12 protein-coding genes are annotated in these 14808 nt (G+C 67.1%); 5 read left to right on the forward strand and 7 right to left on the reverse strand.

All coding sequences use genetic code 11. From position 1 onward, the window contains the following. Window positions 1-20 precede the first annotated feature (20 nt). The 5 genes from IIE03_RS04810 to IIE03_RS04830 form a co-directional block, all read right to left on the reverse strand. Window positions 21-1658 carry an IS1634 family transposase gene (locus tag IIE03_RS04810; RefSeq protein WP_192861465.1) on the reverse strand — a complete coding sequence of 546 codons (1638 nt, stop codon included), beginning with the start codon at window positions 1656-1658 and terminating at the stop codon, window positions 21-23. A gap of 114 nt (window positions 1659-1772) precedes the next feature. Continuing rightward, window positions 1773-3686 (reverse strand): hypothetical protein, encoded by a 1914-nt coding sequence (locus tag IIE03_RS04815; RefSeq protein ID WP_193107578.1) that lies wholly within the window; start codon window positions 3684-3686, stop codon window positions 1773-1775. After that, window positions 3676-4089, reverse strand: coding sequence for a hypothetical protein (locus IIE03_RS04820; protein WP_192861618.1), 414 nt, complete (start codon window positions 4087-4089; stop codon window positions 3676-3678). Before IIE03_RS04820 ends, IIE03_RS04815 begins: the two co-directional genes overlap by 11 nt. 243 nt (window positions 4090-4332) lie before the next feature. Continuing rightward, window positions 4333-4824, reverse strand: coding sequence for an SAM-dependent methyltransferase (locus IIE03_RS04825; protein ID WP_192861619.1), 492 nt, complete (start codon window positions 4822-4824; stop codon window positions 4333-4335). Window positions 4825-4847: 23 nt separating this feature from the next. Then, window positions 4848-6164, reverse strand: coding sequence for a Tat pathway signal protein (locus IIE03_RS04830; protein WP_192861620.1), 1317 nt, complete (start codon window positions 6162-6164; stop codon window positions 4848-4850). 212 nt (window positions 6165-6376) lie between these two features. Between IIE03_RS04830 and IIE03_RS04835 the strand changes: the two genes are divergently transcribed. The 5 genes from IIE03_RS04835 (at window position 6377) to fxlM (ending at window position 10011) form a co-directional block, all read left to right on the forward strand. Continuing rightward, a complete protein-coding gene (locus IIE03_RS04835; RefSeq protein WP_192861621.1) occupies window positions 6377-7255 on the forward strand; it encodes an HAD family hydrolase in 879 nt (292 codons plus the stop codon). Then, window positions 7252-7509 (forward strand): hypothetical protein, encoded by a 258-nt coding sequence (locus IIE03_RS04840; protein WP_192861622.1) that lies wholly within the window; start codon window positions 7252-7254, stop codon window positions 7507-7509. Before IIE03_RS04835 ends, IIE03_RS04840 begins: the two co-directional genes overlap by 4 nt. A gap of 291 nt (window positions 7510-7800) precedes the next feature. Then, window positions 7801-8157 carry a hypothetical protein gene (locus IIE03_RS04845; protein ID WP_192861623.1) on the forward strand — a complete coding sequence of 119 codons (357 nt, stop codon included), beginning with the start codon at window positions 7801-7803 and terminating at the stop codon, window positions 8155-8157. A 47-nt stretch (window positions 8158-8204) separates the two neighbouring features. Continuing rightward, window positions 8205-8672, forward strand: coding sequence for a helix-turn-helix transcriptional regulator (locus tag IIE03_RS04850; protein WP_192861624.1), 468 nt, complete (start codon window positions 8205-8207; stop codon window positions 8670-8672). A gap of 91 nt (window positions 8673-8763) precedes the next feature. Beyond that, window positions 8764-10011 (forward strand): methyltransferase, FxLD system, encoded by a 1248-nt coding sequence (gene fxlM, locus IIE03_RS04855; RefSeq protein ID WP_192861625.1) that lies wholly within the window; start codon window positions 8764-8766, stop codon window positions 10009-10011. Window positions 10012-10078: 67 nt separating this feature from the next. On the opposite strand, the gene IIE03_RS04860 is transcribed toward fxlM, so the two are convergent. After that, window positions 10079-11332 (reverse strand): lanthionine synthetase LanC family protein, encoded by a 1254-nt coding sequence (locus tag IIE03_RS04860; RefSeq protein WP_192861626.1) that lies wholly within the window; start codon window positions 11330-11332, stop codon window positions 10079-10081. Next, window positions 11329-14214 (reverse strand): lantibiotic dehydratase, encoded by a 2886-nt coding sequence (locus IIE03_RS04865; RefSeq protein WP_225997284.1) that lies wholly within the window; start codon window positions 14212-14214, stop codon window positions 11329-11331. The genes IIE03_RS04860 and IIE03_RS04865 overlap by 4 nt, the downstream gene beginning before the upstream one ends. Window positions 14215-14808 lie beyond the last annotated feature (594 nt).

Genomic DNA, 14808 nt, shown 5'->3' on the forward strand with positions numbered 1-14808 from the left:
CCCGAGTTTGGTCATTCGGGTTAGTGCGTGACGTCGTCGCGGTTCAGTGCGTCGAGGATGGTCTGCTGTGGGGTGGGGATCGCGGGCGGGAACGTGGCGGTGGTGCCGTTGATGGTGATCGTTGCCGAGCGCAGGGGGCGTAGCTGGCGCACGATGTTGCGGATCGCCAGGCCGGTGCGGTCCTGGGCCGCGCGGGCGACGGCCAGGGCGGTGAACACGATGGTCAGGTGCGCCTCGATCGCGTCGCGGGTGCGGGCGAACATCGGCCGGGCGGCCAGATCGGTCTTGCTCATCCGGAAGGACTGCTCCACGTGCCACAGGTCGTGGTAACAGGTCATCACCTCTGCCGGCGGCATCACCGTGGCCGGGATGTTGGTGACGTAGCCCTTCAGCCCGGCCAGCGCTCGGGCTCGGGCCAGTGCCTTCTCGTCCAGGGTGCGTGCGTCCCCGCTGGTCTTGACGAACCTCGTGGCCTTCGCGGTCCGGGATCCGTCGATCACGTCCCGGGCGCGGTTCTCCTGCAGGGTCAAGGTCGCGTTGTCGCGCACGAACCGTTTGCGGGAGAAGGACCACACCGCCCGCCAGGACCGCGTGTGCGTGGCCGGGTCCCAGACCGGTTCGCTGCGCAGCATCGGGTCGTTCTCGAGGTTCTGCCCGGTCTTCGGGGTGATGGTGTCGATGACCTGGGCGTCGGTGAACGCGTCCCCGTGCCAGCGGAAGTGGGACTCCAGGTCGATCGGTGCCTTGGTCATCCTTGAGCCGACGATGAACCCGAGCTCGGCGCGGTCCAGCTCGGCCAGGTTGCCCGCCGACAGCATGCCCGCGTCGGCGACCACCACGATCCCCTCGATACCGTGGCGAGCCTGGAACTGCTCGATGATCGGCACAATCGTCAGGCGCTCTGCCTTGTTCCCCTCGAAACAGCCGATCTCCAGCGGGAACCCGTACCGGTCCACCAGCAGGCCCACGACGATCTGCGGGTCGACTCGTCGTTCCTTGGAGTAGCCGACCTTCCGCAGCCCGTCCTCTTTCTCGGCCTCGAAGTAGAGCGTGGTGACGTCGTACAAACACAACGACACATCACCGCTGGCCTGCGCGTGATCGAAGCACAACCCGGCGATCTGGTCGCGGTAGCCGTTGCCGACGCAGCGGGCCAGGGTGCGGCGCATCGTCTTCTCGCTCGCCGGGCTGTGGCCCAGGTCCTTCAGAACCCGCCCCACGTCCAGGATCGAGGTCGGCTCCACGATCCGCGCGATCACCAGGTCCCGGAACGTCTCGTCCCCGATCCCGTCGAACCCCAGGTCGGCGAACACGCCTACCAGAGCGTCGAACAAGACACGCGAAGCGGTCGACTCCACCCGCGCGGGACCGACCCGCGGCGCCTGAGACGGGACCGGCTGGCCGCCGAGCAAGGCCGGCTCGCCAGGAGCCGGGACCAGTCCCACCGCGCGCGTCGTGGGCTCCAGACCCAAGTCAAGGACACCCTGCCGGCCGTCGGCAAGCAGGCCGCGGGCCCGTTCCAGCAGGAGGCCGAGCTCGGCCTCGGAGTGCGCCGACCCGAGGTGCTCCACGATCCGCTGACGACGCCCGCCGACGTACTCCGCGATCTGCACAGCCGTCGCCCCGGACGCGGTCCGGACCCGTCGAATGAACGCCACCCACCGAGCGTAGGCCAGCCCGTTAGTGCGTGAAACCGCGCACTAAGACCACCATCACCACAGGTCACAGCACTGCGCCAGCACGGATCAAGCCGAGATGACCAAACTCAGGTCTCAGTCCGCTAGCGTGATGAGTGGTGGAGGCGTCTCACCAAGGACGGTGGGGAGCCGATACACGGTCGGGGTGATGTCGACGGACCGAGAGGCGTTGACGAGTACGGGTGGTACCCAGACGGGCCGGATGAGTGTCTTGCCAGGCCCGTATCTCTGTCGGCGCCAGTGGCCGCGTCGGCGATGTGGTGCGACTCGTCTGCCGGTGGATGTGCTGTCTGCGGGTGTGCTACTGGACATGCGTGCCACATTCAGCACCCGTACTGGACGGGAGGCTGCTCGCCGGGCTGCTTGGACACGACCTGTTGTGACATCGGCGATGTCGTTGTCGGCTTCGTGCCAGCGGCCCCATGCTGCGACAGCCGCTGCGTTCATTACCACGCCAGCTAGCGCGGCTGGCAGAGCGCTACGCAATGCAGGAATGGTCAAGCGGCCCATTACTAGGCCGTGACCAGCGCCGTCAATGGCGAGACACCAGGTGAACTCGTCGCGCAGGTTGCCCTCATCGTCAGCCATTAAGAGGATGCCTTCCACCTTGGCCCCATATTTTGCGACGGCGTCTCGGAGCGTCTTGGGGGCGTCGGCGTCAAACTTGGGCGGATTGCTGTGCATCGTGACAACGCTCGCCATTCCCCTCTCAAGCTCCGACACCCAGTGGCGAACTGTGGGATTGACAGGCGCCCCTCTCCCTCTCGGCGGCAGCCACAAAGATTCGGCGAACACGACGAGCTGTGAATCGAACGGCATGCGGATCAGGGCCGCGTCGTCCGGTGTAGGAGGGTCTGCGTCGAGGTAGCCGTGTGTCTGCGCGGGCGGAAGCCAGAATGGTACGCAGGTGCGTAGACCAACAGAGACGATCGCCAGGTGCTCAACCAGAGGTGACGGCTCGAAGGAGGACCACGTGCTTTCGTCAGCGGGGTCCGCGCTCGCGGGGACGCGCTGCTCGGCAAAGCGTGACCAGATGCCGAGGGCGATGTTGGCGTATACGTGCCGAATGCTCATTGCGTCTATCGGCCGAGAGAACCTCGGGAGGGGCGACCAGGGAGTCAGAAGTGCGTCGGCATCTTTAAGCGACTGTCGGTCGGCGACGGCTTGCCCCCGCAGAGCGTCGGCGCGCAGCAGGTTGTGCGCCCGGGGACGTCCCGGGTGGGGAGCGTCTGCCGTAATCGCCCCCAGTCCGGCCAGGGTTGCATAGGGGTGGCCGCGATCGGTGTACAGCGGCGGCGCGGGAAACATGGTGTGCGCGGCGTCCCGGTCCACCCGATGCATGTCAACGTCGAACAGCTTCTCGAGCCGGCGGTAAAGGTCATCCGCCGTTGCAGCGTCGATCCCGTGATTCGCCACGCCGGCCACCTGCTGGCATGCACGAACCAGCATGGGCCGCGCGGGAATCCCTTCATCAGGATCGAAGATCCGCGCATAGCTTGTCGCGTGGTCGCCATCTGGGGCTTTGGAATGGCGTCGTTGCCCCCGCGCGCGTTGAAGCCGGTAGGCCCCCTCTTCCCCCAGGTCACCTTCCTTGCCGTCGACGAGCCGGCCGTGCACGCCGAGCTTGTCCATCATCCATTCGACCTGCTCACGGTTCGTCATCTGAGCAGGAGCAACGTCCATAAGGCGGTCGCTGACCTGGTCCCATGCGCGCTGCACGCGGGAGTGGTGAATTCGTGTGACCTTCACATCCGCTGAGGCGGCGTCCCTCTCTCGCTCAAGGCGTGCCACCTTCGCCGCGAGCCCGGCGTCCCGAGCTGCGATGAGGTCTTTGAGGCGGGCTCTAGCGGTCTCAGCCTGCTGAGCAAGCGCTCGGGCAGCGGTCAGGCGGGCGCGCTCGGCGGTTGTCTCTTCTTCGATGTTCTCGAGCTGATTCCATAACGACTTGGTGTCGGCGTTGATCTTGCGCGCCTTGTGTTTACCTCTCACCACTGCGCGACGAACCCCTTCTCTCCACGTCGAGCTCCAGCTCCATCACGGCGTCGGCCAGTGCGTTGTCAAGTTTCTCCGCGAGATAGGACCCGACCCATTGGCTGGGTCCAGCTGGACGAGCCGACTCGATCATGCGACGTCGAAGCTCCCGAATGTGCTCTACGGCGCGTCGATGGCCCTCCGCTTCCGCCTCTAGGCCCAGGATCTCTTCCATGAGTGCTTCAACTTGAGGACTGGTCGCTGCATCCATCTCGCGGGAAGTGATCCTGATTGCGGCGTTCAGCGTGGGCAACTCTGAGGCACTTCGCTCGGCGGCCAGTCGCTCCTCACGCACTATGCGGAACGCATCTCTCGCCTCGGCGACCAGTTCCCTGAGTGCGTCACGCTCGTCAGCTACCAAGAATCAGGCCCTTCGGACGGCTGAGTACTAATCGTACTCTGAGAGACATCGACAAACTAGCTCTATGACGCAGAGAAGTGGGTGAACTCGCAGACGGAATTCGTACCGGGGAGCATCGAAGACAAAGCCACCCGGGCCGTGGGAGGACGCGCGCTCGCCAACCCGGGGTAGGGCGAATCTCCAGTGCCCGTCGCGCGGGCGAACTCACCCGAGACCGGCAACCATGCACTCGACCCGTCCGGGTCATCCCGACGCTGCGTCGGCGCCCTCGGCGAAGTAGTCGGTGAGCATCTCGGTCACCCACGCCGCCTGCCTGACTTCGCCACGTGGGCCGAACTCGGTGAACCACGGCTTGATGTCGAGCACCGGGGTTCCGTCGACCGCGTCCAGGTCTTCGACGTGCAGGTCGAGGCCGTCGACGTCGATGAGTCGGCACCGGCTCACGCCGAGCCAGTTCAGACGGCGCATGTTGCGATGCCCGAAGATCCCGACCTCGGGCCAGTCCGGGTTGTTGCGCGGACGACGCGCGCCGGGGTGCAGGTCAGTCTTGTCGGTCAGGTGGAAATGGAACGCGATCTCCAGGTGGGAGAAATCCTCCAGCCCCTTGGTCGCCTCGACCGGGAACCGGTCGCCGTCGATCCGGATGATCGACCGGGTCCCTCCCCAGAAGTCGTCGGTCGGCTCGGTTCGCCCGCCGATCACGCGCGCGACGGGGATCATCTCGATCGGTTCCATCAGTCTCCTCAGCTCCGGTCGGATCAAACTGTCGCGAGGTACGCGGCGGCCCGCTGGTCCAGCTCAGCCATCTCAGGACTCGCCGATCGGCCGTGCACCAGCGCATTCCGCATCGTAGTGACGGTCTGACGTGCCCGTGCAGAGTGCACCCCGGCCATCGCGTCGAGTGCATCGGACCATGTCGCGCACGCCTGATCCAGGTTCCCGGTCGCGGCCTGGACTTCGCCGAGGTAGCCGAGCGTGACCGCGTGGGTCCTGGCAAAGGGCTGTTTGGCGCGCGCTCGCGCGCTGTGGGCGAGGGCGGCCTTGGCGCCCTTGAGGTCGCCGCTGGCGTACAAGGCCCGGCCTGTTTCGTGGGCGAGTGATGCTTCGGAGAAGAAGAACACTCGTCCTGGCTCATCCCCGTTCGCCCCGGCATTACGCAGGTCGTTCTCGGCTCGCAGCAAGGTGGCGCCGGCAGCGCCGCCGAGTCCGGCTGCTGCCAGGGCTCGCCCGTGTACGACGCCGAGCAGAGATCGTTCCCGGGCACACGCCGCCCTGTAGCGATCGCCGTTGACAGAGGCTTCGGCAAGGGCGAGTGCATCGCGCGTCTGCTCAAGCTCGACGGCCTGGTGCGCCATGGCACGCAGGGTGTGCCCGGCCATCGCGGGGTCGTTTGCCTCGTCGGCGAGCTGAACCGACGTCGTGAAGTACTTCTTGGCGACGGCATGATCCGCGTCGTCGAATGCCATCCAACCCACCAGATACGCAAGCTCCGACGCGGCCGAGAACATTGCGCGGCGCGTTGCGTCGTTCGCGTACCTTCCGTTCAGCATCGCCTGCACGTCATCGAGGAAGTAGCGAGCAACCCTCTCGCGGCCGTGGCCGCCTCCATGACGCTGGTCCTTGCGGGAGAATCCAGCAATTGCTGCGCGCACTCGGGCCACGTCGCTGAGCCCGTAGCGCTGACCATTGACGCTGCTCCGACCGGCTGGGGTTTCCGAGACGCCCAACGCCAGGATCGAGGTCGCTGCGGCGCCCAGGGCCGTGCGCCTCGTGATCTCTTCTGACTGCAACGGGAGCGAGATGAGGTTGCTGAGACTGAACACGTCCTCATTACGCACCGTCGGAGGGTCCGGTTCCAAACTCGCGTGCCGGCCTCGCGGAGTCGGCCGGAAGCCGAGTTCGGCGTCAGATTGACAACCCAGCACCTGCCGGAGTGCGTCCCGGTAGGTGGCGCCGGGGCATCGCACGTCGCCACGTTCGTACTTCGCGTAGGCGGACTCAGTCAGGGCCGAGTGTGCGCCGGTCGACTCCCAGATGTACTTGTTCACGGCCTCGACGAGCTCTGCGCGGCTCATCGGCCTGCCTGGAGTTACAGGTGATGGGAGGCGCAACCGGGCGCTCCGCAGCAACTCGTTCGGCGTCGCTCCCATGTCATCCCCTTTGTGGACTGCGGTCGATTATTTCGCACGTTCGCCTCGCTGCACAGCCTGACCGGCCCAGATTGACAGCCAGTTTGACAACCAGACTGGTATTCCTGCCCACGGGGTCCGACGGGATGTTGGGATGCATGATCAACACGCATCCCGCCTTCCAGGCAACGACGCCCGGCCGCCCGGTCAAGGTGGTGTTCCTCGACTACGACGGCACGATCGTGCGCAACGGGAACGACGACGTGCCGGAGCCTGTACGGCGCGCGGTTGCCCGGGCCATCGCGAAGGGCATCAAGGTCGTGCCCTGCACCGGCCGGTCCGCACTGGGCATCTTGCCCGTGGCCGAACTCCTCGGCTTGGGCAAGGGCGCGATGTTCATCGCCTCCAACGGCGCGATCACCGGCGAACTGACCGGAGACCGTCGTCGCCCGTTCGAGGTGATCCGTCAGCGGGGGTTCGACCCGTGGGCCGCATTCACCGTGAGTATGGCTGTGGAGCCCCAGGTGGCGATGGCGGTCGAGCAGGTCGGGGTCGGGTGGCGCGTGAACAAGCCCTTCCCCGCGAACCGTCTGCGCGGGCTCCAGCACCTCGTGGACGAGCGGGTGCTGTGGTCGGAGCACACCACCCGCGCCGTCGTCCACGCCCCGGGGATCGCGGCCTATGCCGCGCAGATCGAAGGCACCGGCTGCACCGTGAACCGCGCCGCCGATGACTGGCTGGACATCACGAAACGCGGCCTGTCCAAGGCGAGCGAAGCCGACGCACTGCGCCAGCGGTGGGGCATCCACCCCGACGACACCGCCGCGATCGGTGACGCCCGCAACGACATCCCGCTGCTGCACCAGGTCCAGCACGCCTTCGCCATGGGCGACGCCGACCAGGTGGTCAAGGACGCCGCCGACTACATCGTCGGCTCCATCGACTATCACGGGGCGGCCGCCGCGCTGAACTCGCTGACGCTCTCCACCCGGGAGTCCAGCCAGGTACGGGTCGACACAGGAGTGGGCGCGCGATGAGCATCTTCGAGGGCGAGGAAGACGTCACCGCCGAAGCCACACACGGACCAGCACGGCAGCCCATCCGCTGGAAGGAGGGCGACCGCGTACGGGTCGTGGGCGGGTCGCGTCTGCTGCTCGGCGCGACCGGCACCGTCGTCGAGGTCGAGGTCTTCGAGGCCGGGCAGGTCCGGGTCGATATCGATCGGGCCGGGTTCGGCAGGGCACTCCTGGCTTCCCACGAACTGGAACCGGTCGACGGGACGACGCCGTGATCTGGCTGGTGGTCGGCTACATCGCCCTGCTCGCCGTACTACTAGGCATGCTGCACGCCTCGCGAGTGAGGCGCTAGACGCCCGCAATCGCACAGCCTTTCTGGCGCTCCTGACTTTCCGTTCTTGTGGCCGGACGTGCACCCCCGGAATCCCTGCACCTCCTTGCACAGCGCTCGGCCGCGAGCCCGCCCACCCCCGGGCGGGTACCCAGGCGGGCCGGGACCGACGCCCCTCGGTCCCGGCCCGCACCCAGACAACCGCCGACCACACACCCGGAAGGTAACGACCGACATGTCCCAGACCGCCGTCGCGGTCGGGTACGCCCGTGACTCCGCACAGCTTGCCGTCGTACAGGCCCACGCCCACGAACAGGGCTACCGGCTGGCCCACGTGATCGACGACAGTCGCGACGCCGCCACGATCAGCCAGCTCACCAAGCAGGCGATGGACCGAGGCGCTGACGTCGTGATCCTGCCCGGCGACGCGATCTTGTCGGCCGCACGCAAGCGGCTGGAGAAGGAACTGACCAGCGTCGGCGCCAGGTGCGTCGTGCTCGGTGCCCCGAACGCCCCGGCCCGAGCCGCACTCGAACGCGTCCTGCCACGGCGCGACTTCGATGCGGCCCACGGCAAGCACTCCCGCAGGTAACCCCGCTTTCCGCAACGCCTCGCACGACCGACCACGCGGAGGAAGACATGCACAGCAAGGACCCAGAGCAGAATCGTCTCGTCGTCGACCGCCTACCTCAGCGACTCGAAAGGCTCATCGGCGAGCCCGAAGCGAAGATCGTCATTGTGATCGTGGGCCACGAGATCGCTGCCGAACTCGGCCTCGTCGCACCTACGCGTGTGTCCGCCCGGTCACGGGAGGCGGGTCGGCATTCGGCCTTGGCGCAGCGGCGACTCGACATGGGACTGGCTCAGCAGGGTCTGGCTGAGGAGATCGGCGTCCAACTCTCGACCGTCGGCCGGTGGGAGCGGGGTGTCACGAAGCCGTCGCCGTGGGCGCGTCGTCGGCTCTGCGAGGTGCTCGATGTCTCGCCCGACGAGCTGAGCGTGCTCCTGGACGGCGGCGGCACCCTGCCGATTCGCGTGATGCAGGTGGAGCACACAGATGCCGGTCTCGGGCCTGGAGGCCATCTCCGCGCCGTGGAAGTCCCATAACCCTCTGGTTCGATCAGGCACTTTGGAGGCATCTGATGCGGATCACGGCTCGCCGGGCGTGTCGTCGTCACCGGTCCCGTAGCCTCGCCACGTGGATGAGAGGTCAATGGACGACGAGACGATGCGGTTGGACATGTTGGATCGCTTGGTGGCGATGCGCGGCTACCCGTTGGCCGAGGAGGTCGCCGAGGCGATGCGTGTTGTGCCGCGTCACGTGTTCGTGCCGCAGGCGCCCCTGAGCGAGGCGTACGGCCTGGGAGCCGTGATCACTCACCGGGACGCCCACAATGTGCCGATCAGCTCGGCATCCGCGCCGGGCACGGTCGCGGGCATGCTGGAGCAGGCCCAGGTCCGGCCAGGTCACCGCGTCCTGGAGATCGGTGCGGGGACGGGATACAACGCGGCCTTGCTGGCACACCTCGTCGGTCCGTCCGGTTCCGTGACGACGATCGAGTTCGATCCGGACGTGGCGGAGGCCGCCCGGGAACATCTCATCGCCTACGGTGCCGACCAGGTGCGTGTGGTGACCGGGGACGGGACTATCGGGGACCCGAGCCAGGCTCCCTTCGACCGGATCCTGGTGACGGCGGGTGCGTGGGATGTCGCGCCGGCCTGGGTGGACCAGCTCGCCCCGGGAGGACGGATCGTCCTGCCGCTGAGGTTGCGCGGCTTGACCCGGGTGGTGGCGTTCGAGCGGGACGGGGATCGGCTGCGTAGCGTGTCGGTCGCTGAGGACGGCTTCATCCCGATGAAGGGCATCGGAGCGATCCCCGAGAAGAACGTTCCCCTGGGCCAGGGACCGGACATCACGCTGCGCATCGACGACAACCAGCCGGTCGCATCCGCGCTCTCGACTGCCCTGGACGAACCGCCTGTGTTCGAGTGGACCGCTATCGAGTCTCCATGGGCGTGGACCCCTGACCAGGACTTCTGGCTCGCCACGTTGCCCGGGTTCTGCCGGGTGTTCGTCGATGCCGAGGCGGTGACCGCTGGACGGGTGCCACGTGCGAAGGATCCGTGGGGAGCGTGGGGCGTCCACGCCGGCGGTTCGGTCGCGTACATGACGGCGCAACAGGTCGGCGGCACGGACGAGATGCCCATGCTCCAGGTGGGTGCATGTGGATTCGGCCCGGCGGGAGCCGACCTGGCCCGACAGCTCACCGACCGTGCGCGGGCCTGGCTCGACGAGACGGCCGGAGAGGTCGACATCACGATCGAGGCACGCCCCGCCGCCGAGGCATCTGCCTCCGATGAGGTTGCGGCACTGCTGATCGCCAGGAAGACGGATCACGAGTTCGTCGTCACGGCCGCCCGCAAGTCAGAGGCCATGAGCGCGTAGCGATGACGGTGAAGGAGGCCCATATGCGCTTGGAGCCTCCTTCACCGCCGTTCACTCCTCGACGGGCTCAGGAGATCAGAAGCAGCGCGTCCCAGGACGTTCCGACCACTGGCGTGGCGAGATCGTCATGTTCGGCGAGGGCGAGCGCGACGCCTGCGGCCCCGGTGAGGAACCCGGGACGGGCGAATCTGCTTCCGTGCTCGATGTCGGGAAACAAGAACGGCTGGGTCGGGTCAAGCGCTGCCATGACCCCTCTCGCCGCGTGATGCGCAGCGTTGCGATCAACGCCGAGAGAGCAGCGCAAGACTCCCGCGTACCCGTGGCAAAGGCCGGGGCTCTCCACGTCCCACCGACCCGGTTGTGCTGCGAGGCCGGCGAAGTCCGCGCGAGCTTCAGCGGCAAGTTCGTCGTCGTCCAGAGCGTCGGCGGCGTGTAGTAGTGCTCGGGCTATGCCTGGCACGCCGTAGCACCATGCCGCTCGTCGGCCGGAAAGGCTCGGGGGACCGTCCGCATCCAACTCGCGGCCCGAGATGGCAGCGGGCCATCCGCGCTTATCGACCTTCCACCGGCGCAGCCAGGCAACCGCGCCCCGAATCGCAGTCTCCTGCCCATCGCCGGTGCCATAGCCGGTGGAGTGCGCGAGGGCGAGGAGCGCGAGAGGGCCGGCCACGCCATGAGCAAGCCCGGTATCGGCTGCGCCCGTGGAGTCGAGGCGGGCTGCGACAACATCCGGATGCTCATCGGTTGCCACCCACCATCCCGGACGGAAGCCGTCGCGGTCGGTGAGCATCGTCGTCATTGCGTTCACCGCCGCGACCAGACCGCTCTCGGCCGAGGTGTGGCCGGCGACCAGAGCAGCGAGGAGGACTCGTCCGATCCCCGCGAGCCCGGAGATCGTGTCGTAGATGTGCCACGAGGTTCCGGAGCGTCCGGACCGAACAGATGCGTCGTAAGCCTCCGCAAGGTTTTCCGCGCATGCGGACAGCCATCGCACCGACCGAGCAGTTGCGTCGGCCGTCGCGTCCGGATCCGGGAGGTACGGCGAGCCGATGATCAGCGAGCTCGCCAGTCCGCCCAGCACACCATGAACTCCGGAGCCGGGCAGTGGTGTTGAAGCTGCTTGCAGCGCGGCGGTGTCCCAGTGTGCCCGTGCGGCGTGGCCGAGTTCGGGGTCGAGGTGGGACAGGCGTGCGTGCAGCAACGCGGTGCCCGGCAGTCCCTCTGCGAGAGTCGCTGACGTATTCGGCGGTGCACCCTGACGGACGACGTCGGGGTCGCGAAGCCGCTCAGCGACCGCGACGGCAGCTTCGCCCGGGCTCACCGGTCGCCACTCGCGATCAGCTCTGCAGCCAGAGCACGAGCCAGGCGCTCGTCGTCGTGCCCGAGGCCCAAACGGTTGGCGTGCATATGGATCACCGACGAGGCGCACTCGGCGCTGCGGCCTTCCGGGACGAGGCCGCCATACTTGGCCAACTCACGCGCGCGCAGAGCCCACAAGTCCTGCGCGCCCTCATCAAGGAGGTGCGAAGGTCGCCCCCGTGCAGGGACGCGTAACTCGTTGACGCGTCGCCGTGATGGGCGATCCAGTCGCGGCCGCCCGACCGCGTCACGGGCGCCTCGCGCCAGTCCCCGGCTGATCTCCATCGCGGAGTGGGCGGCAAGCTGCACGCGCGTGTCGGCATCGGGCCGGTCTGCGAGGAAGGCCAGCACGAGCCGACTATCAGTGTGGAAGAGGCGTTCGGCGGCATCGATGGCGGCCGGGCCGCCGTACCGGTCGATCTCAGGTTCGTAGGGCTCGATGGCGACGCGGCTGGCAAGGCCCGTGTCCATCCACCTCGCACACTGTGCGGACACGGCGGGCAGCACGCGGTTGTTCAGCGTGGCGGGGTCACCGGTGAACCGGAGGCGTAGGTGCGGGCCGTGTGCTCGATTGTCGTAGCGGAGCCAGAACCAATGGTCGACGTCGTCTCGTACCTGGTCGCCGAGGTCACTGATCCGCGCGAGCAGATCCTCGTGGTGAACGACCGGGGATGCGATAGCCAGAGAGAGCCACCGCCCGCCGGGAACGTGGACAACTGTGGGCGTCGATTCGATCGGGCGGCGCTGATCCGAACCGTCCGCCTGTGGGTGGCTAGCCTCTAACGGGATGACGAGTTCCACGACATGACGGCCGTCAGCGCCATCTGCGACGGCCTGGAGCGCGTCCGGTCCACCGGGAGGAGCTGTCACGGCATCGACGCCCCGCCGCACGTAGCGACGCAGGAGATCTCGGTCTCGGGAATCGTCCAAGTCGAGAGGGAGACGCTGGTCAACGTCCTGGGTGACGACCACACGCGGAGGTTGAGGGACGGCCCCGGCGCGCCATCGGTCCAGCTCGGTCTCCCAGGCTGCCGCGTCACGGACCGCCGTGATGAGTGCGTGCGGAAGACGCCAGCGTGCAGGAGAAAGGATGGTGCGCCGCCAGCGGACTTCGGGAAGGAACGGCGCACCGTTCATCGGCCCCCACATCCAGACATGCCACGGCCGCGAACCCGAGTTGGCCAGGTCCTGGAGCAATCGAACCGCAGGCGGCAGGTATGCCGGTCCGATCCGGGAGTAGAGCTGCGGGACAACCTCACGATCGAGCGACCGGGACCACAGCCTCAGCCGCTGCCCATCGGATGCCAGGTCCAGATCTGCCAACGTCAGATCGCCCGGGCCGGGAAGCACACCGACACAGATCCGAACGGGAGCGAATCCGGACGGCAGTGTCACCGTGGTGAGTGCCGCAAGGCGTGGGCGAACCACGATCTCTGCCTCGACAGGTCCGCCGTCGCCCCACTCCATGGCCCCCGGGCCGGGCAGATCGAGAAGCGAAGCAAACCTGCCGATGGTGGAACCCGCATCCTGGGTGCACCCGAGGTACGCCGCCAACATGTATTTGCCGTCGACCGCGTCGTCAGGCGACTGCGCTACGACCTGAGCGTAGAGTTCGCCGGTTGCCGGCGGTGACGCGGTGCCCTCCACTCGGAGCGCATCGATGACCACGTCGTCAAGCTCGACCACCGTGCTCGACCGCCTCATCGCGACCGCGGCGAGGTCCGCCAAGACCCGGGAGCGTCGCGTCTCTTCCGGTGCCGGGTGATCGTCGTCATCGTCGGGGTCGCCCAGGCCCTTGACCGGATCGACGACACTCAGCAGAGGCACGCGACGGTCCATGCCGAACCGGTCGATGAACCGGGCGTGGTAGGTCTCCAAGGTCCCCGACGTGGGCATGATGCTCCACAGCAGGGACGCCGCTTGCGTCCCCTCGGTCACGAGCGAGGACGGGACCTGGAACTCTGCATCGACGGACACATCGATCGTGATCGGACTCTCATGCCGGACGATCCGATCGCAGACCTCACGAGCCTCGACCAGCGCGCCAAGCCGTCCCTCCGCACCCGGCGCGTACTTGTCTGCCTCAGCAAGCAAGTCCCTCAGCGCGAGGAGATCCTTCGTCAGCTCGTGGGAGGCCGGCACCCTCATGAGCAGATACCGAAGAGGATCCTGCGAGACGTCGTCCGGTAGCAGGTCCGTCAGGAGAAGACCCGTGCGGACCAGCTCCAGCGCGGTCGCTCGTACCGTCGCGGCCGGGACTCCGGGCCATCGCTCGTTGACGGCCGCGACGAGCCGCTTCAGGTCCGCAGAAGGGCGGCACGTCTCAAGGATCTGCTCGACCGCGGGCGTTGCCCTGACCGTGACTCGTTCAGGCTTCTTCGCGCCGGTCGAGTATTCGTGCTCGAACCGATCCCCGCGGCGCACGACGAGGTCGTTTGCCGCGAACCGCAGATTCGCAAGTACCTCCGGGATAGCGGCAACGCGAAGCGCCAGCTCACTCAACCATGCGGCCGACGGCGTACTCCTGGCTCGGTGATTCCTCCCGACCCGGAAGCGGGCCGGCGCCTTGGCCACCTCGGCGACCTGGACACCAGCAAACGCACCCCGAGGCGTCGCCCGATGACGAGCACGGTGCTCGTACGCACGCACCGTCGAGGCAAGCCGCTCGTCCGCATCCAGATCGTCAGAGGCCACTGTCGCGAGGGAGCGCGAAGCGAAACGCAGCCCTTCCGCGAACGAACCGGACAGTGGGTCCGCCGGTTCCCCGGATTCGACCGGCAGCAGCGGCATGCGTGCGACGACCGGAAACCCGGCATGCAGACCGAACGTCCGTTCGCGCCCCATCGTGGTCACGCCCTACTTACTTGCAGTTGCACTTGGTCGCGCACGTCGCCGAACAGCCGACGCTCGGACAGCTCGCGGAGCATCCGTCGTTCGTGTGGTTCGTGCACGCCATCGGCACCGGCGTCGTCCGGATGTCCAGGTCGAACAGATCTGCGGTCACACGGTCCAACACCACGGTGTCACTGCTCATCGTTTGCCTCTCTGCTGGTCAGAACACTGTCACCAGCAATCCAACCCGAGGCCGACTTCCAGGAACAGAGCATCCGCAGAACATCTACCAGGCATTTCCCACGAGCGACGAGGTCGCGCCGCCACGCCACGGCGTGTGGCCGATCCGGGGAGCCGACAACGCGCCAGCGGGCCCGGTGATGTGCCGAAGCACCAGTCGCACGCCTATTCGCGGGCGCAATTCGCAGACGCTTACCGGGATCTCAGCGCCGGCCGCTAACCCTGCCAATCTACACCATTCATCCAATTCTAAACCCAATATCATCAAACCATTCACCCACAAATCAATCCCCATATACCATCACCCATACCAACCAAAACATCCCACAATACCCATATCACATATCCCCATTCCACCATCCCCAC

Source organism: Myceligenerans pegani (genome assembly GCF_014892515.1).
Classification (GTDB): domain Bacteria; phylum Actinomycetota; class Actinomycetes; order Actinomycetales; family Cellulomonadaceae; genus Myceligenerans; species Myceligenerans pegani.